The organism is Actinotalea fermentans (genome assembly GCF_007991475.1).
Taxonomy (GTDB): domain Bacteria; phylum Actinomycetota; class Actinomycetes; order Actinomycetales; family Cellulomonadaceae; genus Actinotalea; species Actinotalea fermentans.
Map to the genome: position 1 here is coordinate 789,529 of NZ_BJYK01000001.1, position 23,283 is coordinate 812,811.

The following is a 23,283-nucleotide window of genomic DNA, read 5'->3' on the forward strand; positions in this document are numbered from 1 at the left end:
CGCCTGCACGACGCCCGATCAGTCGCCATCCGCGGATGGGCGGCGGCCTGGACGTGACCTCGTGGGTGCTCTGGGCCGGTGCGGCTGCTCTCGGGCTCGGCGCGGTTCTGTGGTGCGGAGCCGCGCTGGCCTGCCTCCTCACCGGTCGACCCGCGCCCGCCGGCGGCCCGCTCGACGCCCTGCGCGCGCTCGGCTCGCCCGCTGAGCCCGCCAGTGCTTGGCCCGCGCCGGAGGCACTCCCCGCCCCCTGGCTCTATTGGACGATCACAGCCGTCGTCGTCGCGCTGGTGGCCGGCGCCGTCGTTGTGGCGTGGCGGCTGGTGGCCGGCTCGGCCGGAGCCGACCGCGAGCGGTCGCTGCGCAGCCTTCCCGGGCTCGCCACAGCGGCCGAGGCCTCAGCTGCCGCGGGTCGACGCGCCCTGGTGCGTAAAGGCGCCGTCGTCCGCCCATCGACGGGCCCGCGCCCCAGCCCCGAGCAGGTCGGACTGCGGGTCGGTCGCGTCCGCGGCCGCGAGCTCTGGTGCTCCGTCGAGGACTCGGCGCTCCTCGTCGGCCCACCCCGCATGGGCAAGGGTCTACACGTCGTGATCCCGTGGGTGCTCGAGGCGCCCGGGCCGGTCCTCGCCACCTCCACCAGGCCCGACAGCCTCGCAGTCACGATGCGCGCCCGCGCCCGACGCGGCCCTGTCGCGATCTTCGACCCGCAACGACTCGCCGGGCTCCCCGGCGGGCTTCGTTGGTCCCCGGTGCGCGGCTGCGAGACCCCGCGAACCGCCCTGGTCCGTGCCCGCGGCCTCGCCGCCGGCGCCGGCTTCGGCCGCACCGTCTCCGACTCCGACTTCTGGGCAGGACAGACCGAGACCGCGCTGCGGTGCCTGCTCCACGCCGCCGCGCTCGACGGCCGACGCGCGGTCGACCTCTACCGCTGGTCGCTGAACCCGGTGCTCGCCGAAGACGCCGTCACCACCCTGAACCGCCACCCGTCGGCGGCGTCCGGCTGGGCCGACGCACTGGAGGCGGCGATCCACGCCGACCCCCGCACCCGCGACTCCGTCTGGCTCGGCGTCCGACAGTCCCTGGCCGCGCTCGCCGATCCCGACGTCCTGGCCGCCGTCGACCCCGCACCCGGCGAGGAGTTCAACCCCGCGACGTTCCTGCGGGAGTCCGGCACCCTCTACCTGCTCGCCTCCGCCGTCAGCTCCGGCTCCTGCGCCCCACTGGTGGCGGCGTTCGTCGAGGACATCACCGAGACGGCGCGCAGCATCGCGGCTCGCTCCCCCGGTGCGCGCCTGGACCCGCCCCTGCTCCTGGCGCTGGACGAGATCGCCAACCTCACCCCGCTGCCGTCGCTGCCTCAGCTGATGGCCGAAGGCGGTGGATCCGGCATCACCACCCTGGCCGTTCTGCAGTCGTTGGCCCAGGCCCGGAACCGTTGGGGCGAGCACGCGGCCGACGCGATCTGGGACGCCGCGACCGTCAAGCTCGTCCTCGGCGGTCTCGCCAAGTACCGCGACCTCGACGACGTCTCCCGCCTCCTCGGCGAGATCGACGAGCTCACCTCGACCCGCTCCGTGGGCCGCGCGGGCGAACACTCCACGTCGACCTCCGTACGCATGGTGCCCGTCATGCCGCCGTCCGTGCTGCGGACCCTGCCCTTCGGCACCGGCGTCCTCCTGCTGCGCCACACACGACCCGTCGTCATCGACCTCGCCCCATGGACGGCGCGCCGTGACGCTGCCGCCCTGCGGGCGGACCAGAAGGCGGTCGAAGCCGCCGCACGCGACGAGACCGGAAGGGGAACACCGTGATCAAAAAGCTGCTGCTGCTCGGCGGGGCGGGGTGCGCCGTCGTACCCGCTGTCGCGGTGCTCGCCGCCATCGGCATCGGCGCGGGCGCCAGCGCCTGCATCGAGACCTCCGCCGGCGGGGTGCTGGCGGCCGAGGCTCCCGTGCCCCTCGAAGCGAGGGCCTGGATCAGGGAGGCCAAGGCCGCCTGTCCGGACCTGCCTGAGGCGTGGATCGCGGCGGTCATGGCACAGGAGTCCGGCTTCCGCCCCGACGCCTACGCCGACGACTCCAACGGCGGCACCTGGGGCCTCTTCCAGATCAACGAGGCCATCTGGACCGGCGTCTACGGCCACGGATTCGACGCCGACCGGGACGCCAACGGCGTCCGCGACATCGCCGACCCCCTGACCCACGCCCGCTACGGCGGCCAGTACCTGTGCAACCGCCTCGCCGGCGTCCGCCAGATCCGTGCCGATCACCCCGGGTGGGCATCCTCGCAACTGCCGCTGCTCGACGCGCTGATCATCGCCCACAACGCCGGCGAGTCCCGCCTGCGCACCTACCCCGACATCCCGACGGTCACCGCACGGTTCATCGACAACGTCGACCGGCGCGTCAGCGAGTGGACTACCGTAACCGACGCCGGGATCCGCAGCGACCTCCCCGACGACGCCGCGACCGGCCCCACGAGCGCCCCGACGCCCGAGCCGTCTGGCCCCCTGGACACCTCGGGCGTCGGGTGCCTACCCGGCCTCGGCACCGGCGACGTCGTGGTCCCGCCCGGCACCCCGCACGACGTCGCCACCGCCGTCCGCACCGCCATGTCCTACGTCGGCGTCACCTCCGGCTGGCACCAGCTCTGCGACCGCCTCGCCTGCCGCGCCTACGGCTACGTCGGCTCCGGCTACCCCACCGCCGCCGAGCACTGGCGGCAGATGGTCGCCACCGGCAACGCCCACCCCGGCGACGCCTGCCCTCCGTTGGGGTCCTTCGTCTTCTGGCGCACCGGCAGACCCGCCGGCCACGTCTCCGTCGTCGTCCAAGCCGACCCCGGCTGCGACCCGAAGAAGGTCATGGTGACCTCCAACGGCGTGTTCGACTCCGCCACAGGCAACCACGGCGGGGTGTACCTGCTCTCCTCCGCCCAGCTCAACGCCGGCTACGTCAGCGGTACCGGCTACCTCGGCTGGTCCAACCCCGTGTGCAAGGGCGCGCGGCTCCCCGACGGAACCGTCCACCCTGCACCGTCGGGCCATTAGCAGCGCACGCGATCACGAGCCCAGGTCCCGCTTCGCGCAGGTGGTGACCCGCGTGGCGGACCCAGAGGCTGCATATCGAAGACCCCACCGACACCTGGAACCACATGGTCACCGAGCCGCACCGGGCCCGTCGCTGCGCGGAAGCGGAACCGAAGTGCACGGCCTCCGCCCTGCAGAGACTAGTCGAGCGACGAGAAGACTCGAGTAGCCGCCGAAGAAGGCCACGCGCACCCCGCCCCCGGGCTACCATCGGGCAGCGGCGGAGGGATCACTCAATGAGGCTGAACATCTTCCGGATTCCCAGCGATCAGGTCAACTCGCTGAAGCGACACCTCAACGATAAAGGGCTCACCTCAACGCGCGCACTCCAGCAGGACGGCTGGAAGGGCGACTTCCTGTTCTCTACAGACCCGAATCCCGGAACCATTCCGTGGGTGAACACGTTCGCGGAGTACATCGGCGGGACCGGGTACTACAACCGTTCGTACTTCGCCGTGATGCTCCTGCAACGCGAGACGTCCTGTTATGCGATCGCCTTCGGCAAAGCGCACTTCTATGTACGACCGTACTGCGACTACGACTTTGGCATCGAGATGGCCAAGCGAGTAGCCAACGCGGACGACGTGAATCAGACCTCTGCTCGACGATTTCAAGGCAAGCAGCGAAAAGACATCCGCAGCTTTTTGGGCCAGGCGCGCCTGAGCGTGCCGCCAGGGAACTCAATCGACTATCTTCAGGGGCGCATTATTCCGGAGAAGGTCGACACGTTCGGGTCCGACGGGAAGTTTGGCACATCATGCCTTCTCGCGCCGACTATTGAGCCGCCCGAGGTGGGGGCGCTCCTATCCGCGATCGACGAAGAACTGGCCAAGCCCGCGCGCTTCAAGCTACCACGGACTCTAGTTCTATCGGACGAGGAAGAGGTCGCCAGATACGACGAGAAGTTGGTCGATGAACTTCTGTCGCCCGTGGGCACGTCCGACATTTCAACCGACACATTTGATCTCTTTGGCGTCGACTTCGTGTTCGGCAGTTCGGGATCGTTCACGCTTCGATGCGGCCACTACAGACCCCTGGACCTCGAGCGCCTGACCATGAAGGAAGTGAAGGAGTACCTTGCGGACCGCAAGGTACCGCGCGACAAGGTCCTGGCACTCAAGATTACGCATCGGCGCGAGGGTGAGCCCGACTACACGCAACCAATCCGCGAAGCTGTGGACTACATCTGCGACGAGGACCACGTCGTCCTTCGCGGGGGCAAATGGCTCAAGTTCAACGAAGACTACCTTGAGGCGCTCGACGACGCGATCCGTCGGATTGCAGTCGAGGAGACCGAGGAGGGCTTGATCGAAACCGCGCTGCCCGAGGGCGAGTTCAACAAGAGTCTCAAGGACTACGGCTACGTGGTGGCGGACAAGGACTTTGACATCCTCAAGACAGCGGGACGCGCACCGTCGGAGGCTTGGGACCTTCAGAAGGGCGACACGGTATACGCCGTGAAGTTCGGCACGCCACAGAAGCTCAACTACGTGGTGGACCAGGCAAGCAGCGTTGTGGAACTAATCCACAACGGCGCTCAGACCCACGCGCTTCCGCCTTTTCGCCGCTATTGCCTTTGGTTTGGATACCGCGCGAAGAAGCGACCGGCGAGCCTTGCCGAGTCCGGTTCCATCATTCTGAAACAGAAAGTCGAGGCATGGGCGCGCCAGTGCGAGGAGGTCGGATTCGTTCCGGTGCTCAAACTGAGCCGGAAGATTCACTTGAAGCACGATTCCGGGAGCGCGTCATCAGCAGCGACGGAGAGCGAGTAGCTTGCTCCGGGAACAGCCTCCACGACGGGGCGTCATGCAGACACCTCCCAATCGGACCGCAGTATTGCGCCCCGGCGTGACACCACGAATGCAGAACTAGGCGGCTACTGAGCGAGTGCCCACACAGTTGGGCCACCCGTAGCGCAGGCCCGCGGTACGCCTCAGCCGCTCCCAGCGCGACGATGCTCCCCAGCGCGACAGCCTGTGCGGGCCACCCACTCGGCGAGTCTCGTCCGCGCGAGTGCGAAGCGCTCGTGCCAGGCCAGAGGTGCGTCGCCGTGGGAGGTCGTTGCATAGGCAGCCTCCCATGCGAGCTGAAGGGCCGAGAGCTCCTCGATGAGCTCCCAGTGCTTAGTCCAGCACTCGGGGACGTAGCGGCGGTCGAGGCGGTAGTGGTCGACGAGCCACCTGACCCATGCGTCGAGGCTCTCCAGGAGGTGGCGTTGCTCTTCGCAGGTGTACGCGGACCACATGATCGGTTGGGGCGGACCGATCGGCTGACTGTTCACCACCTTGGGAAGGACGCCTCGGTCGGTTCCACCGCTCGTGCTGGTCACAAGGTCACGCTCCTCTCGCTTCGCGCTCCATGCGCCGCATCAGCCGTCGTCGGCCGGTAGGCAGGGACGTAGCCCTCCCGCGCCGGGTCGACGTCGGCGCGGCTGCCGAGAGACACCGAACCAAGAGCCTCGACACGCTCGGCAAGGAGCTCGTCCACCTGGTCGACCAGTGCGCCGATGTCCGTTGGGATGCCATCGGCGTCGGCGGCGACGGGCACCGCGGCCGGGTCCTCCGTGTGCGCCCGTAGCCACTCGTGCACGCGGTGGTGGAGCACCGCTGCGGTTTCGGCCGCCGGGTGTGGTCCGTCGAGGGGCCGGGCGGCGATGAGACCCGCAAGGACCTCGTGCATCGGGTGGCCGAGCGCGCGCCCCCGCTCGAGCGCGGTGAGGAATGGACCGCGGGCGGGCGACGTCGCGATCTGGTCGCACTGCTCCGCGGTCAGCCCGACGGTCCGGAACACAGCGCCCCACCGCTCGGCTGCGGCGTCGGCTAGGAGCGTGTGCCGGATGGGCAGCAGGCGCTTGGTTGAGGCCACTTCGTCCTGCGAGGCTGCGATCGTCTCGGTCGCGGAGAGCTCAGCGCCCGGCGTCGTGAGGATGGCTTCGAGCGCGTCGCGGCCGCCTTGGGAGATCTGGTGCTCGGGCGGGTCGTCGCAGGCGGCGTCGATGGTGTCCAGGGCGAGGTAGACGTGGTTGTCGTGGCGGCCGCGGGTCATGGCGACGTAGAGGTTCTCGCGGACCATGCCGGGGCCAGCGAGCACGTGGGCACGGTCCACCGTGACCCCTTGCGCGCGGTGGGTCGTGGTCGCGTAGCCGAGCTCGACGTGCTGGGAGGCGTAGGCAGCAGGAAGGACGACCTCGTCCGCCCGCGCGCTCGCTGCGCGGTCCCGGCGGGAGAGCGGCACGACCGTCAGGGCGCCATCGCGTGCGACAGCCGTGACCCGCCACAGGTCGCCGTTGCGGACGTGCCCGTTGGGTGCGTGCAGGCGCCGGTCGTTCGCCCGCGTGATGACGTGGTCCCCGACGCCGATCTCCGCGCCGGCGCTGGTGGTGACGCCGGTGGCCGTAACGAGGCCGTCGGTGACCCGGTCGTTGTGAGCCCGGGTGTTGAGGACGTCGACGGTCCGGGAGTCGGAGGCGATGAGGATGGCGCTGGCCCCGCGTTCGGTGTCGGTCTGCCAGGCGGTGTAGGCGTCCTCACACATGGCCTCGGCCGGGCCAGCGCTGATGCGGTCGTGGTCGGCGTAGTCGTCGACGACGCGGGCGTCGCCGGTGCGCAGGCGCAGCGTCGCTGCGGCCTCCCACGGGTGGCTGAAGCGCCACAGCGAGGTCAGCGTGGCCGGTCGCCCGCGCTCGGAGAGGAGGTGGAAGGCGCCGCCGGCGTCGACGGCTGAGAGCTGCTTGTGGTCTCCGACGAGGAGCACCTTCGCGCCGACTTCGCCGGCCTGTGCGGTGAGGGCGTCGAGCGCGAAGGTGCCGGCGAGGGATGCCTCGTCGACGATCAGGAGCTGGCCCGTGAGGAGCCGGAACCGGTCACCCTGAGCGGTCAGGGTGGTGATCGCGGCGTCGATGGTCCGTAGCCGTGACCGCTTGTCCAAGCCCGTGGCGCCGGCGCGTTCGGTGTGGAGGCGGGCGAGGAGTTCGGTGCGGCGCTCCGCGCCCGGGCCTGTGGACTCGTAGAGCCACTTGGCCGTGTTCTCGCACGCGATCCCAAGGGCGTGGCCGAGCTCGGCGGCGGCGGTTGCCGATGGGGCGAGTCCGACGACGCTGCCGCGTCCGTGGCCCTGCTCCCACGCGGCCTTGAGGGCCGCGAGGGTTGTGGTCTTGCCGGCGCCGGCGGGGCCGACGAGGACGTTGAGGAGTCGGGTCGAGCTAACGATGTGCTCGACGGCGGTCGCCTGGTCCGGTGCGAGGGTGACGGCGCGACCGTCGGTGCGGTGGATCGGCCGGGAGGTGACAGCCTTGGCCAGCCAGGCGGCCGTGGTGGGCGCGTCGGCGTCGACTGTGGCGGCGTGGACGAGACGGCCTTCGGCGTCGAGCACCCGGTGGTGGGTGTAGCGCCCTTCGTCGACCCTGGTGAACTGCGAAGTGCCGTCGGGCCGGGTGTAGCGGGCGGGCACGACGAGCGGGTCGGGCGCCTGAAGGCTCGTGCACGAGCGGAGTGCCGCGTCGGTGACGCGTTCGAGCAGCGTGACGCGGTCCGTGGGGCCCATCATGCGGATCGCCCGGGTTGCGCGGGCCGCCTCGGCCATGACGTTCCACCGGGTCCACGTCGAGCGCCGCGTCATCACCTGCTCGAGCGTGTGCTCGGCAAGCCGGTCGATGACGGGCTCTGGGACGCGATCAGACCCGAGCGGCGCGGCCTGGGACGCCCGGAGCACCGCGGCGGTGAGCTCGGCGGGCGTCTTGCCGGAGCGTTCCGCGGCCCGGGCGCGCCACAGCGTCATCAGGTCAGCGAGGGGCGTGACGTGCTTCTTCGGCCGGACCGAGCGGGTCACCTGCTGGCGCAGCCGGACGATCTCGATGCGGTTCGGGCCGCGCCCGTGCGTGGCGTAGAACTCGGCGAGCACGCCCGTCATCGCCTCGTCTATCTGCGTTGCACGACTGGAGAACTCCGTCATCAGCGCGTCATCGACGCCGTCGAGCTCGAACGCCGGCGACCGGCGCGGGCCGCGATGACGCCATCCGAACCGGACCGGCAGGCGACGGGCGACCTCGTCGGCCAGCAGGTCGTCATACAGCTCGGAGACCATCACGACGGCGTGATGCAGTGCCCGGGAGTCCACCGACAACCAGGCACCGCCGGGGCCCTGGACCTTGTTCGCGACGACGAGGTGGGTGTGCAGGTTCGGGTCCCCCGCGCGGGAGTCCCAATGGTCGAAGCCCGCTGCGATGAGCCCGGACACCTGGTGCTGGCGGCAACCGGCGGTGCCCGTGCGCGTGAACGCGGCCGTGTCCTCCAGGAAGGCGAGCGCCTGGCCGACCGCGGCCCGGTGCGCCGCGAGGAGCGCAGCACGCGTCCCGTCGTCGGCCACCGCCCAGAGGGTGGAGACGGACTTCGTCGCGGTGAAGGTCAGGTCGAAACCCGCGACCGCAGTGGCCGTGCGCTTTGCGAGCTCGACGCGGGTGATGGTCGCTACCGCGGCGTCGCGGGCTTCCCCGGTGAGGTCGGCCGGAAGGGCGGCGACCTGCTTGGCGATCCGCTCCGCCGCGGGGGTGTGCCTTGGGTAGGGGCGGCCCAGCGAGGCGCCGGTCTGCGGGTCCTTGCCCTCGCCGTACAGGTTCGCCATCTGCTCCTCGGTGACGTGGGCGCCCTCGCCCGGGCCGCCGTCGGCGAGCCCTGGGAGCCCACGTCCGTACCAGCGGCCAGGTGGGTTGCCAGACGCTGTGTAGTACGTCGTCAGGTCCGACGCCGCGGGACGGTCGCAGTCGCCCGACGCGGTGCTGCGCATCAGGTACTGGTAGCCGCTGCCCGCGGTCAGGCGGTGCATCGTCATCACCACGGCGATGCACCGCCAACCACGGCTGCTCCCGGCGTCCGAGAAGGCGGGCCCGCACGGACCCACTGTCGCGTCGTCTCCACGCCAAGATGTGTGCCCGCAGGGATACCAACCTGAGGACCGGCGCCACCCAAAGTGCCAGACGAGTCATGGGCCCTACCGCTCGTCGATCACCGCCGGTGGGGCCGGGCGTGGTACCGACGTCGGCCGCGCAGTCAGAGCCGGTCGAAGTCCTCGGTGCTCATGACTTCCAGCGCGACCAAGGATGCGCCGGCGACCTCGGACGCGATGGCGACTGCCATATCCGCGGCGTGCGGGATGTCGTGGGCGAGGAAGGTCACGTCGGCCTGCGCGCGCCCGAGCGGCGACAGCGACACCGCCGGGTGGTACGCCTGCAGCGCCTCGATGAGCTCATCACCGAAGTCCTCGATGTCCGTGCGGTCGAACTCGAGGCGAGCGTTGTGCTCGGTGAGCATGGGTTCTCCGATCGTCGTGACGGGCGGCCGCTGATTGCGGCCTAGGTGCACGACGTCGCCCATGGCAGCACAGAGTAGGCGAGCGGTTACGGCTACGACAGACGTCCACTGCCCGCGCTTCGGCTCGCGCTCTGTGTGACCTCCGACCCGAGGTTGGCACCTTCGCGGGCACACCTCTTGGCAGGAGCGACGGCGACGTCGCTGGGCCACTGAGGAGGAAGCGATGACGGCGACGTGGACCCGCTCCGCGGAGACGCTGCTGAGCGAGGCGGACCAGAGCTGGTCCGGCATCTGGGCGCTCACCCACGCCGCGGCGATGGGCGCCCTCAACATGGCGATGACGGTGCCCCTGGGCGTGGGCGTGTCGATCTCCTACGCCGCGATGGACTTCCGCGAGGCTCAGGACGAGCTCGAGTGGGCGAGGCCGGACATCCGGGGCGCAGGCGCGTCGGTGCCGTTCGGAGCGCTCGGGCCCGACGACGTGCCGGAGGCGCGTGAGGTCCTCGACCGGCTCGCCGCGTCCGCCCTGAACCGTGCGGCAGGCCTCGCGGAGGTCGAGACGGACCTGGGCGCCCAGGCCGCCCTGTCCCGCGTGATGGCCCGACTCATCACTGGTCGCGCGAAGGTCAGCGGGCGGTGGGCATGACCACCTACGCCGAGCTCCTCGCGCAGGCGACCGCCCACCTGCGCGAGGGCTCTACCGCCCTCCGAGGAGACCGGTTCTGGACGCCGGACGAGGCGCTCGACGCCATCGGGGACTTCCACGGGCTCCTCGACGCCATCGCCTCCCACGGGCGCCGCCTCCTGCGGCCTGCCCAACTCGGCCGGCTCGGCCTGACCCGACACCGTGACGGCCTCCCGCCAGTAGAGCGGGTGTCGATCGACCTCATCACGCGGCTCGAGGCCGTGACAGGGGAAGCCCGGCCCCACCCGTCGCAACTGTCCCGTGGGACGACACCGTGGGCCCGATCGGCTCTCGCCCTGCGCGCTGCCGCCGACCTCGTCGGAACGCACTTCTCGACCGACGGACGACCCCGAAGCCCGGACGCAGCTGAGGTCACGACCGCGACGTTCGACGCCGGCCTCGTCGACCTCGGCCATGTCGCGGTGGCCGCCCTCGCACACGAGGATCCCCTCGCCCTCAGGGCCATCCAGGCAGGCGTGCCCCGCAGCACCGTCGCCAGGCAGCTCCCAGGGCTCGAAACCCTCGCCCACGCCGCACGCGAGCTCGCCGCCAAGGGCCCTGGCCGCCCCCACTTGCTCCTCGACGATCTCGGGCAGACACGGATCCGCGTCCGCACCGACGACCCGGCGACGGAGCTGAGCGATCGCATGGTGCGGCTCCGCCAGGCCGTCTGGACACTCATCGCCGACCGCTCCGACGTGCTGCCGTCCCTGCGGCTCACTGCCGGCCTCGGCGTTGCCGTCCACGCACACGCCGCCGTGTTCCATGGCGCCGACCTCACCGCACCAGACCCAGGCGGAACGACCGGGCCTGGCGCCCTGGTCGCGCATGGGCGCGCATGGCAGCGCCTGCATCAGGCACTCTCACGGTTCGCGGTCCTGGCGCCTCCCAGCACGTCCATCCGTGACGACGCCGTCGCGGCCGCTCGGCTGCTCAGCGAGCTCGCGCCACTCGACGCCCCGCGGGGTCATGTCCCCGTCGCGGCCGCGGATCGCCACGTCGGTGCGGTGCTCAACGGCGCCGTCCAGGTCATGGCCGACATTGCCGTCCACGAGGGCGCCGCGTTCGACCGGCTCTCACGTGCGGGCCTGCTCCACATCCCCGCGCGCGCACTTCCCCGCGACGTCGTCACCGACTACCCCGACGTCGCGGCGGCTCGGCTCAACGGCCGGACGGTGCCGGCGCCCGCCGAGGCGTTGCGGGTGGTAGCCGCGATGTACACCCATGTCGCGGCGCACCCGATCAGCAGCCCGACGCCGCAGGCCGCCAGCCATCCGGTCGTCAGGACGTCGGTCGAGTCGATATCGGTGGTCTAGTTCTCGGGCGATTCTCGATCACCGCGTTGCCGCCGGGCGCGCTGCAGACCTCCTTGGCGACTTGGTCCGACATCGCCGTTGCCTGAACGAACGCTTCATTGCCCAACCTTCGCGCGGCGTCGACGCCGCCCTCACCTGTCTCGAACACCTTGGCCTTCACGTCCCCGCCTCTGTCCAGGCTCTGAAGAACCCGCCTTGCTCGCCGGCGTCGGCGGGAAGTTCGCGGCGACTTCGGACCCGAGCTGGGCCCCGGAAGCCGAACCGAGGGCAGACCGAGTCACTGGCAACGCGACGCCGTGACTGCAGCACCCCCTCCGGAGGAGAGGAACCGCTCGACAGCCGACGAGGAGCCCAGAATCGCGACGCCGTCGCCGTCGGCGATCAGCTGGAGGTCGTTGTCGATGGCGGGCTCCAGCGGGGAAGGCGGAAGTCGGGACCGAAGGCGCTGCGGCGGGACCCGCGCGGCGGCCTTGGCAGGCACGCGGTGGAGTCACGCTACTCGCGCATGGAAGCGGACTCGTCGGCGTCCGTCTCGGCTCGCCGGGTGATTGACCCGTCGTCGGCGACGCGCAGCCCGCACCGCTCGAACAACTCGGTTGCCCAGCGAACGTCGCGGGACTCGAGAAACGCCTTCTTCGCACTGGGCGCGGCACCCACGAGATCGAAGGGTTGGGCGCGGGCGATGATCTTCGCCAAGTTTACGATGCAGGCCAGCTCGTCACCTTCCGGTCGGCGCTCACGGTCGGGGTGCTTCAGGTCGTTGTTCAGTCGTCCGATCGCTCGCGCGATCCCCTCGCGCGAACCGATCTGCGGGAAGTCGAGGTCAGCGCCGTCCAGGCATCTCCGGATGCTCTCCTGCAGCTCGCGTCGACAGGAGTCGCCGAAGCGGTAGTAGCCGAAGTAGTCGAGGGCGCTGGCGAGCATCATGAGCTGCGGCTCGAGGAAGCGGGCTGCGCCGTTGATCACCTCTGCGACCGGCTGAACCGCGCGTCGGAACATGTCGTCGGCATACATGTCCGTCCACCGCTTGAGGCCACGGCTACCGAGGGCCCGAAGGTTGAGTGCCGGGAAGGCCAGGTCGATCGACGACGGCTGCGCCTGGGCGTGCTCGCGCACCGTGCCTGCGAAGTGCGTTTCCGCGGGTTCAGGACCGTGAGCCTTGCCGTCCATCGTCCACAGGGGGAACTCCTCGTCGGCGACGTGGTGCGTGCGCCACGCCAACTTCTCTCCGTGTGCCAGGAGGAGGAGGTCCCGGACTGCCCACTGCGCACGCAGATGCTCCTGAGGAGTCCTGCCTTTGTGGCACGTCGTCGCCAGGAAGGGCAGGCTCTCTGCTTCGAAGCGGCGCCCCTCCGCTCCCGACCAGACCGCACCAGCCCTGAACTCATAGGTGTAGCCCTGTGAGCGCCAGGAGACCGACTCACTGTCATCGAGGGTGATGACGGCGGGCTCACCGCGCGCAGGGAAGGCGTACTTCACCGGACGAAAGTGCGTGAACCCGTCGAGCCCATCAATGCTCGATCGCATCGTCCGGACCCGGTAGGTCGAGCGGAGCGTCCGAGGCTCGCCGAAGATGGCTGTCTGGGCGGTCAGACGCCCGGTAACGAAGCCGCTTCCTGATTGTCCGCCCCATCGAACCCCGAGGAGGATCACCCACCCCTCGTTGTCGGCAAACGCGAGGGCCTCGGGCGGCGTCGACTGCTCGAACCACGCCTGGGGCTGCGCGTGCCGGTCAGCGGTCCTCAGGTACGGGACGAGCAGCTGTGCCCCGCGGTGGTCATCGAAGGTGAGGGCTGCTGCACACACCGGACCCTCAACGTGTCGGCCCTCGAGGAACAGGTGTCCCACCCTGACCTGTCCCGGTACCAGCGTGTTCGGCATGGTTGTTCCTCCTTCGCGCGCGCAGATGAGCTAGGTGCGACTGGGAAGCGCAGGGCGCAGGGTTACGCCGGCGAACTGCTCCCCGAGGATGCGGACCCGGGGGTCTGCCGGAACGTCCTCGAGCCGCCGCCGAAGGTGGGCCCAGTCGTATGCGCGCCGCGGATGATTGTCGAGGACGCAGACGTACGCCAGTGGCAACGGCGACCCCGGGTGCGCTGCCTCGAACTCGGCCAAGAGCATGGACAGCTTGTAGACATCCCGCGCGACCTCGGTGTGGTCCATGCCACCGCCCTGCGTAGCGGCCACCTTCAGCTCACTGATCACCACAAGGTCCCTCAGGATCTGCAAGCCGCTCCCATCCTCCGCGCGGACGAGCCGGTTGGCGTAGTGCGGAAGCATCACACCGGGCTGACGCGTCACGACAGCATCCAGCCGCACGTGATTGCCGAGCACGCGAGCCTTCCACGGGGACTCGGCGAAGTGCTCCTTCTTGATGATCGGCTCCCGCGCAACGCGATCGATCCCGAACTGGGAGATCAGGTAGTGGGCGAACCACGCCTGGTACGTGGCCTCGGGAGCTAGGTACTGCCCACAGGTCTGCGCGAACACACTCCAGGCCGCCTCGAACTTCCTAGCGACGTTGCTGTCGTCCTCAACCACGCGATCATGCTGCCAGGCCGCTCCGACACGCAGGGTCGCCTGGGCACCGCCTCTCCGCGCGCGACGTTCGGCCTCAGCCAAGGCCGTCCATGTTCGTCCAGGGCGTACTTAGGCCTACCGATAGGCCGACCGGACGCCAAGAGGCCCGCCCCGCCGAAGCGGGGCGGGCCTCTGACCTGCTAAAACACCGTCGGGATGGCGGGATTCGAACCCACGACCCCTTGACCCCCAGTCAAGTGCGCTACCAAGCTGCGCCACATCCCGGTCGGCTCTGCGAGCCGTCGATGAGTCTAGCGGATGTTCACCCGCTTCTGCCCCGCCGCCCTTCTGGCCCGGGCGCCGGCGCGCGACGACGCCGTCGGTCCTCCTGCTCGACCTGCTGCAGCTCGGCCGCGACGAGCCCGGCCACCGCGAGCTCGACGACCAGACCAGCGACCGCCGACCACTCTCGAAGACGGAACACGAACACCTGCACCACCAGCAGGCTGACGAGCACCGCCCAGCGGAAGCGCAGGTAGCCCTCGCGGCGGTCCTGCCGGACGACGAGCAGCCCCCACCCGGCCAGCGCGGTCGCGCCGGCGGCGCTGACCAGCAGCCCGACGACGACCCACCCCGGCTGGTCGGCACCACCCCACCAGGCCGCGAGGCCCATGGCGACGCTGCCGACCAGGCTGGCCACGAGCACGGCGACCGTGATCCACGGGACCCACCGCGCAGCGACGAGCCGGTGCGTGACGCGGACGACGGCGGCGCCGACGGCGTTGATCGGGTTGGGCAGCTCGTGCGGGTCGTCGTCGATGGCGTCCAGGAGCGCCCGGGCCTCGCGGGCCCCGGGCACGTCGCCCGCGCGGGCCACGAGCCCGCGCGCATCCGCCCGCGCCCGCGGCGTGAACCCGCCCGCCACCCCCGCGACCGCCTGGTCCACCGCGCCCGCGAGGTACTCCCGTGAGTCGTGCGGCAGGCGTCCGTGGAGTGCCTCGGAGACCACCACCAGCAGGACGACGACCGCGTAGATGAGCGACGCCGTCGGGCCGTAGAAGTAGTCGTTGTCCGCGGTGACGAACTTGCCGATCTCGTCGACGAAGAGCCCGAAGCCGACCCCGCCCAGCAGGGCGCCGACCGGCCGTGCCACCGGCCCCGCGAACGAGAGCAGCACGACGAAGGCCGCGGCCATCAGCAGCCCGCCCCACAGGACGTGCGCCACGTGCAGACCACCGGATCCGACGGTCGGGTACCCGGCGGCCGCGAGGAAGGCGCGCGTCAGCAGCACCGTCACCACGGCGGACACGACGAAGCCCGCCAGGTGCGTCGTCGCCGACGGGTCCCGCGGCAGGCCGAGCCGCAGCAGCCGGTTCACCGCTTGCGCTTCTCCCGCACGCGCACCGAGATGTGGATGGGCGAGCCCTCGAACCCGAAGGTCTCGCGCAGGCGCCGCTCGATGAACCGCCGGTAGCCCGCCTCGAGGAAGCCCGTCGCGAAGATCACGAAGCGCGGCGGCCGGGTGTCCGCCTGCGTGGCGAACAGGATGCGCGGCTGCTTGCCGCCGCGCAGCGGGTGCGGGTGGGCGGCGACGAGCTCACCCAGGAACGCGTTCAGCCGGCCTGTCGGCACGCGGGTGTCCCACGACTCGAGCGCCGTCTCCAGGGCGCCCACCAGGCGGTTCGTGTGCCAGCCGGTCTTCGCGGCGATGTTGATGCGCGGGGCCCACTGCACCTGGACCAGGTCGCGCTCGATCTCCCGCTCGAGGTAGCGGCGCCGGTCCTCGTCCATGAGGTCCCACTTGTTGTAGGCGATGACCAGGGCTCGGCCGGAGTCCACGACCTGCGTCACCACGCGCGTGTCCTGCTCGGTCAGCACGTCGCTGGAGTCGATGAGGACGACGGCGACCTCGGCCTTCTCGATGGCCGCCTGGGTGCGCAGGGAGGCGTAGAAGTCCGCGCCGGACGTCTGGTGCACGCGGCGCCTGATTCCCGCGGTGTCGACGAACCACCACTCGCGGTCGCCGATCGCGACCAGCTCGTCGACCGGGTCACGCGTGGTACCGGCGACCGGGTCGACCACGACGCGCTGGCTCCCGACGAGCGCGTTGAGCAGGCTCGACTTGCCGACGTTGGGCCGTCCGACGAGCGCCACGCGCCGCGGGCCGCCCTCGCCCGTCCCGGCCCGGCCGTAGGCCGAGACCTCGGGCATCACCTCGAGGACCGCGTCCAGCAGGTCACCGGTGCCCCGCCCGTGCAGCGCGGAGATCGGGTGCGGCTCCCCCAGCCCCAGGTTCCACAGCGCGGCGGCGTCCGCCTCGAGCTGCGGCCCGTCCACCTTGTTGGCGGCCAGCACGACCGGCTTGCCCGAGCGGCGCAGCAGCCGCACGACGCGCTCGTCGGTGGCCGTGGCCCCGACGGTCGCGTCCACGACGAACACGACGACGTCGGCGAGGTCGATCGCGACCTCGGCCTGCTCGGCGACACGCGCGTCGAGGCCCGCGACGTCCACCTCCCAGCCGCCCGTGTCGACGAGCGTGAACGAGCGTCCCGCCCACTCCGCCGGGTAGGTCACGCGGTCGCGGGTGACGCCGGGGGTGTCGAGCACGACTGCCTCACGGCGGCCGAGGACCCGGTTCACGAGGGTCGACTTGCCGACGTTCGGTCGGCCGACGACCGCGACGACCGGCACCGGTCCCGCCGGGCCCGCCTCCCCGCCCGCGCCAAGGCCCCCGTCGAGGAGCGCCAGGTCCTCGTCCTCGAGGTCGTAGTCCGCCAGGCCCTCGCGCAACGCGTGCTCGCGCGCGCGCTCCTCCTCGGTCTCGGGCTCGCCGAGCCCGGGGACCACGATGTCCTCGTCGTCGTCGTACTCGTCGTCGAACTCGTCGTCGACGGCCCCCTCGGCCCCCTCCTCGAGCGCGTCGTCGTCGAGGTCGGCGTGCGCCGTGGGGTGGGAGGCGTCGTCGATCGGGGCGTCCGCGTCGGAGGCGGGGTCGAAGGTCATGCCCCTATCCTCCCGTGCCTGGCCCCCTGCGACGAACTCCGCCCGGGAAGTGCCGGTGACGGACTCAGTCCTGCGCGTCCGCGGCACCGGCCGCCGACGGCGTCCCGCGCTCCGCCGGGTGGTCCGTCGGCAGCCACAGACCGGTGCGCTCCTCGACCGCGTGCACGTGGTCCGCCAGGGCCCGCTGCAGCTGGGCCTGAGCGGCCGCCACGGCCTCGCGCTTGGGCATGCCCTCGATCCCGGTCACCACCACCGGCGCACCGAACTCGACGTGCAGGCGCCGCCGCAGCCCCGGGATCTTCCCGGTGCTCTCGCCCGTGCGCCGCGTGCCGAGCATCGCCACCGGCACCACCGGCGCGCCCGAGTGCACGGCGAGCCACGCGACTCCGGCGCGTGCGTTCGAGCCGTCCCCGCGCCCGCGGGAGCCCTCCGGGAAGATCCCCACGACGCGCCCGTCCTCGAGCACCTTCAGAGCCGTGGCCAGCGCCGGGCGGCCGTTGCCCCGGTCCACGGGGATCTGCCCGGACAGCCGGAAGATCCAGCCGATCGCCGAGCGGAACATCTCGATCTTGATGAGGATGTGCGTCCCGCGGGGCGTGCACCCGATCATGAGCGGGCCGTCGGCCCACCCGGAGTGGTTCGCCGCGACGATCACCGCACCGGCGCGCGGCACGCGCTCCTTGCCGACGATCCGCGTGTTCCAGATCACCCGCGCGAAGAACCGCCCCAGCCACCGGCCCCAGCCCGGGCCGATGGCGCGCGGCACCTTCGGCGTCCGCGACGCCTTCTCGCGGCTCATCGCGTCGCCAGTCCGGGTGCGACGTCGAGGACGAGGGCGAGCAGCGCCGACACCGTCTCCTCGAACGAGAGCGCGCTCGAGTCCAGGAGCAGGACGCCGTCCGCGGCCGTCTGGAACTCCACGACCGTCGAGTCCTTGGCGTCCCGGCCGACGACGTGCGCGCGAGTCGCCGCCACAGCCGCCGCGTCGGCGGTGCCGTGCACCTCGAGGGCGCGGCGCGCCAGCCGCGCCTCCTCGCTCGCCGTGAGCAGCACGCGCACGTCCGCATCCGGGGCGACGACCGTCGTGATGTCGCGGCCCTCCGCGACGACGCCGGTCCCGCCCGAGCTCCCGTCCGTGCGCTCGGCGTCGATCAGCGCGCGCTGGCGCGCGTTGAGCTCGGCGCGGACGTCGAGGTTCGTCGACAGCAGGCTGACGGCGCCCGAGATCGCCGGCTCACGGATCGCAGCCGACACGTCCGTCTCCCCCACGCGCACGTGCGGGGCCGCGGGGTCCATGCCCATGCGGAGGTCCATCGCGCGGACCGCGGCGGTCACCGCGAGCTGGTCCCCGAGGTCCAACCCTTGGTCCAGGCACCACCAGGTCGCGGCGCGGTACATCGCACCGGTGTCGAGGTAGGCGAGCCCGAGCCGTGCGGCGACCTGCCGGCACACGCTCGACTTCCCCGAGCCCGAGGGCCCGTCCACGGCCACGACCACGCCGCGCACACTCGTCCCGAGCGCACTCATCCCGCCACCGTCCAGCCGCGTCCCGTCAGCTCTGCCTCGAGCGTCGTGCCGAGTCCCGGCAGCACCGCGATCGACGCGAGGCCGACCGGCTGCCGTGGGGCGTGCTCCAGCGACAGCTCCTCCAGGTTGATCCCCGCCGCGCCGACGTCACCGAGCAGCCGGGCCAGCTCGCCCGGCTGGTCCGGGACGAGCACGGTGACGACGTCGTAGGCACGTCGCGCGCCACCGTGCTTGCCCGGGATGCGGGCCACGCCCGCGTTGCCGGCCGCGACGGCAGCGGCGAGGGTGCCGAGCGCACCGCCGGGCACCGCGTGCGGACCCGTCGCCTCGACGACCTGCTCGAGCGCCTGGACCAGGCCGTCCAGGTCGTCGCGCGTCGCCCGCAGCGCGGGCAGCACGGCGCGGGCGTTGGCCGCGAGGATCGACGTCCAGAGCGCGGGGTCCCCCGCGGCGATCCGGGTCACGTCGCGCAGGCCCTGCCCCGCGAGGTCGAGGGCCGCCGGGTCGGCGTCGCGCAGCCGGGCAGCCACGAGCGACGACGCGACCTGCGGCAGGTGGGAGACGACGGCGACCGCCTCGTCGTGCACCCGCGCGTCCAGCATCACCGGGGTCGCGCCCAGGTCCGTGACCAGGGTGCGCACCGCGAGCACCGCCTCCGGCGAGGACGCCTCGGTCCCCACCACCACCCACGGTCGGCCGACGAAGAGGTCCGGGCGCGCCGCCGTCGGGCCCGAGCGTTCCGAGCCGGCCATCGGGTGCGAGCCCACGTACCGCGTGAGGTCCGCCCCGGCCGCCGTCAGCGCGGCGAGGACCGCGCCCTTGACGCTGGCGACGTCGGTGACGACCGCGTCCGGGTACGCCGCGAGCTCGGCCGCGACGACGTCCCCGGTGACGTCCGGCGGGGCGGCCACCACGACGAGCGCGGGCGGCGGGTCCGACGGTTCCGGCAGCCGCCCGGCGCCGAGGTCGCGGGCCAGCAGCACCGTGACGCGGGAAGGGTCGTGCAGGACGACGTCGACGCCCAGGGCGCGCAGCGCGAGCCCCACGCTGGCACCGAGCAGGCCGGTTCCCACGACGCGGACGGGGCCCACCGTGCCGGCGGGGGTCTGCAGGCCGGACGGTCCGTGCGCCCGGCCCGCCTCCGGACCCGACGGCGCGGTCACTGCGCCAGGTCCCGGCGGAGCACGGTGGCGCCGTGCAGGTACACGTGCTGCACCTGCGCGCGCGGCACCTCCAGCTCCGCGTGGGCCATCAGGCGCACGACGCGCGGGAGGGCGTGCGGGACGTCGATCTCCACCGCGCACATCAGCGGGACGTCCCCCATGCCCATCTCTCGGGCCGCGGTGGCCGGGAAGTCGCTGGTGAGGTCCGGCGTGCACGTGAAGATCACGGAGATCAGCGCGTCCGAGTCGATCCCGTTGGCGTCGAGCACCGCCTGCACGAGCTCGGCCGTGCGCTCGAACAGGTGCTCGCGCTCGTCGCGGTCGAGCTGGGTCGCTCCGCGGATGGCCCGCACCGTCATCGCCGTTCCTCCCAGGTCGCGCGCCCCGGTGCCCGGCCGACGACCGTCACGCGTCCGCGCGGAAGGTTACCGGTCATGGCGCCGCGGACGGTCACAGCCCGACCTCGCTCATCAGCTCGCCGAGCTCCTTGGCCGTCAGCTCGCGCACGCGTCCGGGCTTCAGGTTGCCGAGCCGCACCGGCCCGATCTGGGTCCTGACCAGGCGCTCGACCGGGTGCCCCACGGCTTCCATGAGCCGCCGCACGATGCGGTTGCGGCCCTCGTGCAGCACGACCTCGACGAGGGTCCGCGACGCCGTGTGGTCGACGACGCGGAAGCTGTCCACCACGACGGGACCGTCCTCGAGCTCGATCCCCGCCCGCAGCTGGACCCCGACGGCGGGCCGCACCCGCCCAGCCACGGTCGCCAGATAGGTCTTCGGGACCCCGTGCGACGGGTGCGCCAGTCGGTTGGCGAGCTCGCCGTCGTTGGTCAGCAGCAGCAGACCCTCGGTCTCGGCGTCGAGGCGACCCACGTGGAACAGCCGCTCGGGCCGGTCGGCGACGAACTGCGCCAGCGACGGGCGCCCTCGCTCGTCGCTCATCGTGGAGACGACGCCGGCCGGCTTGTTCAGGACCAGCGTCACCATCGAGGCGTCGAGCTGGATGCGCCGCCCGTCCACGTGCAGGACGGCGGTGCGCGGGTCCACGCGCACCCCCAGCTCGCGCACCACGACGCCGTCCACGCTCACCCGGCCGGCCGTGATCAGCTCCTCACAGGCCCGCCGGGAGCCGAGCCCCGCGCCGGCCAGCACCTTCTGCAGGCGCACGCCCTCCGGCGTGTGCACGTCCCGTTCCTGCCCGCTCATCGCGTCCCACCCTCGACCTCGTCCACCCCGCCCAGCGACTCGAGGTCGGGCAGGTACGGCGCGAGCGGCGGCAGCTCGTCCAGGCTGCTCATCCCCATCCGCTCCAGGAAGTACGACGTCGTGCCGTAGAGCACGGCACCCGAGGGCTCCGTGCCGACCTCCGCGGCCAGGCCCCGGCTCACCAGGGTGCGCACGACGGACTCGACGTTCACGCCGCGCACCGCGGACACCTGGCCGCGCGTCACGGGCTGCCGGTAGGCGATCACCGCGAGCGTCTCCAGCGCAGCCTGGGTCAGGCGTGCGGACTGCCCGTCCACGACGAACCGCCCGACGACGTCGGCGTGGGCCGCCGCCGAGTAGACCCGCCAGCCGCCGCCTGCCTCACGCAGCTCGAAGCCGCGGGGCCGACCGCCCAGCTCGCCGCGGTACTCCGCGGCGAGCTCCGCGAGGACCTCCTCGACCTCGCGCGTCGGCAGGCCGAGCACGGTTGCCAGCTGCACGGCCGACACCGGCTCGTCGGCGACCATGAGCACCGCCTCCACCGCCGCGTGCGCGCCCCCGGGGAGGTCGGCGACGTCGAAGGCCAGCTCGTCGACGGTCGGCAGGCCGCCGAGCGCCACCGGTTCGGACGCGGCGTCCCGCTCGGCAGCGGCGTCCCCGTCGGCCGTCGCGGCGTCCGCCGTGCGTGCCGTCGCGTCCGTGCTCTCGTCAGGCGCTGTCATCGCGCTCTCCCTCGTCGTCCGGAACGGCCGGTGCGGCCGGTGCTGCCTGGTCCCCGGGCGCGTCGTCGTAGTCGTCAACCACGGTGACCTCGGCGTCGCCGCCCGTCCAGCGGATCGTCAGCTCTCCGAGCGGGGTCACCTGGTCGAAGGCGACGACCCCCTCGCGGTACAGCTCCAGGAGCGCGAGGAACCGCGCCACCAGCACCGTCGAGGACTCGGCGTCCTGGACCAGTGCGCGGAACGTGCCGGAACCGATGCGCCGCAGCTTGTCGGCCACGACCGTCGCCTGCTCCCGCACGCTGACCGTCGGCGCGTACAGGTGGCTCGTGTCCACCTCGGGCGCGGGCTTCGGCCGCAGCGCGTGGGCGGCGAAGATCGCGAGCTCCGACGGGCCGATCTCCAGGACCAGCTCCGGCAGGAGCGTCGCGAGCTGCGGCTCGAGCGGCACGGACCGCGGGGTCCGCCGCCCCTGCTCGGCCAGGCGGGTTCCGATCGCCCCGGCCGCCTCCTTGAACGCCCGGTACTGCAGCAGCCGCGCGAACAGCAGGTCACGCGCCTCGAGCAGCTCGAGGTCCTCCGCGTCGTCCTCCGTGGACGGCAGCAGCCGGGCGGCCTTCAGGTCCAGCAGGGTGGCCGCGACGACCAGGAACTCCGACAGCCGCCCGAGCTCCCACGGCTCCGACCGGGCCTCGGCGTCGCGCACCGCTGCGATGAACTCGTCGGTCACCTGGGCGAGCGCGACCTCGGTGATGTCGAGGCGGTGCCGCGAGATGAGCGAGAGCAGGAGGTCGAACGGGCCGGAGAAGTTCTCCAGGTGCACCTCGAACGCGCGCGACCGCCGCGCATCGGCCGCGGGCACCAAGGCGGGGTCGACCGGGTCAGCCTCAGGCTGCATCGCCGCGGGCCACCAGCTCACGGGCCAGCTGCCGGTAGGCGGAGGCGCCGGCGTGGGTGGGGGCGTAGGAGGTGATCGGCTCGGCGGCGACCGACGAGTCGGGGAACTTCACCGTCCGGCCGATCACCGTGTGCAGCAGCTGGTCCCCGAACGCCTCGAGGACCCGCGCGAGCACCTCCTTGGAGTGCAGCGTCCGCGGGTCGTGCATCGTGCCGACGATCCCGTCGATGCGCAGCCGGGGGTTGAGCCGGTCGCGCACCTTCTCCACCGTCTCGATGAGCAGCGCGACGCCCCGCAGCGCGAAGAACTCGCACTCGAGCGGGATGAGGACGCCGTGCGCCGCCGTCAGCGCGTTCACGGTCAGCAGGCCCAGCGACGGCTGGCAGTCGATGAGGATGACGTCGTACTCCGCCTCGGCCGCACGGAGCGCGCGCGCCAGCACTGACTCGCGCGCCACCTCCCCGACGAGCTGCACCTCGGCTGCCGACAGGTCGATGTTGGCGGGGATCACGTCGAGCCCCGGCACGGAGCTCGGGCGGACGACGTCGGCCACCTGGGCACCGCGCTCCATCAGGAGCGTGTAGACCGTCTTGTCGAGCTCGTGCGGGTTCACGCCGAGTCCCACGGACGCCGCCCCCTGCGGGTCGAAGTCCACGATGAGCACGCGCCGGCCGTACTCCGCCAGGGCCGCGCCGAGGTTGATGGTGGTCGTCGTCTTGCCGACGCCGCCCTTCTGGTTGCACAGCGCGATGATCCGGGCCGGACCGTGGCTCGCCAGGGGCTCCGGGTCCGGGAAGACCGGGAGCGGGCGCCCGACGGGATCGATGGTCGTCGCGACGTCGTCCGGGCTGCTCAC

Annotated in this window: 20 protein-coding genes and 1 tRNA gene; 5 read left to right on the forward strand and 16 right to left on the reverse strand. The window is 71.9% G+C overall.

Annotation, left to right across the window (positions count from 1 at the left end; genetic code table 11):
* Positions 1-35: 35 nt before the first annotated feature.
* The 3 genes from AFE02nite_RS03665 (at position 36) to AFE02nite_RS03675 (ending at position 4,857) form a co-directional block, all read left to right on the forward strand.
* A complete protein-coding gene (locus AFE02nite_RS03665; RefSeq protein ID WP_034243020.1) occupies positions 36-1,808 on the forward strand; it encodes a type IV secretory system conjugative DNA transfer family protein in 1,773 nt (590 codons plus the stop codon).
* Entirely contained in the window at positions 1,805-3,046 is a 1,242-nt protein-coding gene (locus AFE02nite_RS03670; RefSeq protein WP_052113328.1) for a lytic transglycosylase domain-containing protein, read from the forward strand. Before AFE02nite_RS03665 ends, AFE02nite_RS03670 begins: the two co-directional genes overlap by 4 nt.
* 275 nt (positions 3,047-3,321) lie before the next feature.
* On the forward strand, positions 3,322-4,857 hold the full coding sequence (locus tag AFE02nite_RS03675) for a DUF6119 family protein (RefSeq protein ID WP_034243017.1): 1,536 nt from the start codon (positions 3,322-3,324) through the stop codon (positions 4,855-4,857).
* A gap of 161 nt (positions 4,858-5,018) precedes the next feature.
* Here the strand turns inward: AFE02nite_RS03675 and AFE02nite_RS03680 are convergent, their stop codons facing one another.
* From AFE02nite_RS03680 to AFE02nite_RS03690, 3 genes are all read right to left on the reverse strand, one after another.
* The gene (locus AFE02nite_RS03680) at positions 5,019-5,414 is read right to left on the reverse strand and encodes a hypothetical protein (protein ID WP_052113327.1); all 396 of its coding nucleotides are present in this window, start codon (positions 5,412-5,414) and stop codon (positions 5,019-5,021) included.
* Positions 5,411-8,905 (reverse strand): MobF family relaxase, encoded by a 3,495-nt coding sequence (gene mobF / locus AFE02nite_RS03685; RefSeq protein WP_186814455.1) that lies wholly within the window; start codon positions 8,903-8,905, stop codon positions 5,411-5,413. The genes AFE02nite_RS03680 and mobF overlap by 4 nt, the downstream gene beginning before the upstream one ends.
* 224 nt (positions 8,906-9,129) lie before the next feature.
* On the reverse strand, positions 9,130-9,453 hold the full coding sequence (locus tag AFE02nite_RS03690) for a hypothetical protein (protein WP_146819094.1): 324 nt from the start codon (positions 9,451-9,453) through the stop codon (positions 9,130-9,132).
* A 160-nt stretch (positions 9,454-9,613) separates the two neighbouring features.
* Between AFE02nite_RS03690 and AFE02nite_RS03695 the strand changes: the two genes are divergently transcribed.
* Complete coding sequence (locus AFE02nite_RS03695; protein WP_034243014.1) at positions 9,614-10,036, forward strand: hypothetical protein; 423 nt, start codon at positions 9,614-9,616, stop codon at positions 10,034-10,036.
* 227 nt (positions 10,037-10,263) lie between these two features.
* Positions 10,264-11,391, forward strand: a complete 1,128-nt coding sequence (locus AFE02nite_RS03700) for a hypothetical protein (RefSeq protein WP_146819095.1) — start codon at positions 10,264-10,266, stop codon at positions 11,389-11,391.
* Positions 11,392-11,886: 495 nt separating this feature from the next.
* Here the strand turns inward: AFE02nite_RS03700 and AFE02nite_RS03705 are convergent, their stop codons facing one another.
* The 13 genes from AFE02nite_RS03705 to AFE02nite_RS03765 form a co-directional block, all read right to left on the reverse strand.
* A complete protein-coding gene (locus tag AFE02nite_RS03705; RefSeq protein ID WP_034243011.1) occupies positions 11,887-13,272 on the reverse strand; it encodes a hypothetical protein in 1,386 nt (461 codons plus the stop codon).
* Between the two features lie 30 nt (positions 13,273-13,302).
* A complete protein-coding gene (locus tag AFE02nite_RS03710; protein ID WP_034243009.1) occupies positions 13,303-13,932 on the reverse strand; it encodes a hypothetical protein in 630 nt (209 codons plus the stop codon).
* Positions 13,933-14,122: 190 nt separating this feature from the next.
* Positions 14,123-14,196 (reverse strand) — tRNA-Pro (locus AFE02nite_RS03715).
* A gap of 37 nt (positions 14,197-14,233) precedes the next feature.
* Positions 14,234-15,289 carry a hypothetical protein gene (locus tag AFE02nite_RS03720; RefSeq protein ID WP_052113325.1) on the reverse strand — a complete coding sequence of 352 codons (1,056 nt, stop codon included), beginning with the start codon at positions 15,287-15,289 and terminating at the stop codon, positions 14,234-14,236.
* A complete protein-coding gene (gene der, locus AFE02nite_RS03725; protein WP_034243007.1) occupies positions 15,286-16,914 on the reverse strand; it encodes a ribosome biogenesis GTPase Der in 1,629 nt (542 codons plus the stop codon). Before der ends, AFE02nite_RS03720 begins: the two co-directional genes overlap by 4 nt.
* A 64-nt stretch (positions 16,915-16,978) precedes the next feature.
* Positions 16,979-17,713 carry a lysophospholipid acyltransferase family protein gene (locus AFE02nite_RS03730; protein ID WP_052113324.1) on the reverse strand — a complete coding sequence of 245 codons (735 nt, stop codon included), beginning with the start codon at positions 17,711-17,713 and terminating at the stop codon, positions 16,979-16,981.
* Entirely contained in the window at positions 17,710-18,441 is a 732-nt protein-coding gene (gene cmk, locus AFE02nite_RS03735) for a (d)CMP kinase (protein ID WP_034243006.1), read from the reverse strand. The genes AFE02nite_RS03730 and cmk overlap by 4 nt, the downstream gene beginning before the upstream one ends.
* Positions 18,438-19,553, reverse strand: coding sequence for a prephenate dehydrogenase (locus AFE02nite_RS03740; RefSeq protein ID WP_034243098.1), 1,116 nt, complete (start codon positions 19,551-19,553; stop codon positions 18,438-18,440). Before AFE02nite_RS03740 ends, cmk begins: the two co-directional genes overlap by 4 nt.
* A gap of 47 nt (positions 19,554-19,600) precedes the next feature.
* Complete coding sequence (aroH, locus tag AFE02nite_RS03745; protein ID WP_034243004.1) at positions 19,601-19,963, reverse strand: chorismate mutase; 363 nt, start codon at positions 19,961-19,963, stop codon at positions 19,601-19,603.
* Between the two features lie 91 nt (positions 19,964-20,054).
* Complete coding sequence (locus AFE02nite_RS03750; RefSeq protein WP_034243003.1) at positions 20,055-20,810, reverse strand: pseudouridine synthase; 756 nt, start codon at positions 20,808-20,810, stop codon at positions 20,055-20,057.
* Positions 20,807-21,532: an SMC-Scp complex subunit ScpB gene (gene scpB, locus AFE02nite_RS03755; RefSeq protein ID WP_034243000.1), complete on the reverse strand. Its 726-nt coding sequence runs from the start codon at positions 21,530-21,532 to the stop codon at positions 20,807-20,809. The genes AFE02nite_RS03750 and scpB overlap by 4 nt, the downstream gene beginning before the upstream one ends.
* Entirely contained in the window at positions 21,519-22,427 is a 909-nt protein-coding gene (locus AFE02nite_RS03760; RefSeq protein ID WP_146819260.1) for a segregation and condensation protein A, read from the reverse strand. The genes scpB and AFE02nite_RS03760 overlap by 14 nt, the downstream gene beginning before the upstream one ends.
* Positions 22,417-23,283: a ParA family protein gene (locus tag AFE02nite_RS03765; protein ID WP_034242998.1), complete on the reverse strand. Its 867-nt coding sequence runs from the start codon at positions 23,281-23,283 to the stop codon at positions 22,417-22,419. The genes AFE02nite_RS03760 and AFE02nite_RS03765 overlap by 11 nt, the downstream gene beginning before the upstream one ends.

Coding starts and splice junctions, on each gene's coding strand:
- AFE02nite_RS03665 (WP_034243020.1), top strand. CDS start 36: ATGGGCGGCGGCCTGGACGTGACCTCGTGGGTGCTCTGGGCCGGTGCG.
- AFE02nite_RS03675 (WP_034243017.1), top strand. CDS start 3,322: ATGAGGCTGAACATCTTCCGGATTCCCAGCGATCAGGTCAACTCGCTG.
- mobF (WP_186814455.1), bottom strand. CDS start 8,905: ATGCACCGCCTGACCGCGGGCAGCGGCTACCAGTACCTGATGCGCAGC.
- AFE02nite_RS03690 (WP_146819094.1), bottom strand. CDS start 9,453: ATGGGCGACGTCGTGCACCTAGGCCGCAATCAGCGGCCGCCCGTCACG.
- AFE02nite_RS03695 (WP_034243014.1), top strand. CDS start 9,614: ATGACGGCGACGTGGACCCGCTCCGCGGAGACGCTGCTGAGCGAGGCG.
- AFE02nite_RS03705 (WP_034243011.1), bottom strand. CDS start 13,272: ATGCCGAACACGCTGGTACCGGGACAGGTCAGGGTGGGACACCTGTTC.
- der (WP_034243007.1), bottom strand. CDS start 16,914: ATGACCTTCGACCCCGCCTCCGACGCGGACGCCCCGATCGACGACGCC.
- AFE02nite_RS03730 (WP_052113324.1), bottom strand. CDS start 17,713: ATGAGCCGCGAGAAGGCGTCGCGGACGCCGAAGGTGCCGCGCGCCATC.
- cmk (WP_034243006.1), bottom strand. CDS start 18,441: ATGAGTGCGCTCGGGACGAGTGTGCGCGGCGTGGTCGTGGCCGTGGAC.
- aroH (WP_034243004.1), bottom strand. CDS start 19,963: ATGACGGTGCGGGCCATCCGCGGAGCGACCCAGCTCGACCGCGACGAG.
- AFE02nite_RS03750 (WP_034243003.1), bottom strand. CDS start 20,810: ATGAGCGGGCAGGAACGGGACGTGCACACGCCGGAGGGCGTGCGCCTG.
- scpB (WP_034243000.1), bottom strand. CDS start 21,532: ATGACAGCGCCTGACGAGAGCACGGACGCGACGGCACGCACGGCGGAC.
- AFE02nite_RS03760 (WP_146819260.1), bottom strand. CDS start 22,427: ATGCAGCCTGAGGCTGACCCGGTCGACCCCGCCTTGGTGCCCGCGGCC.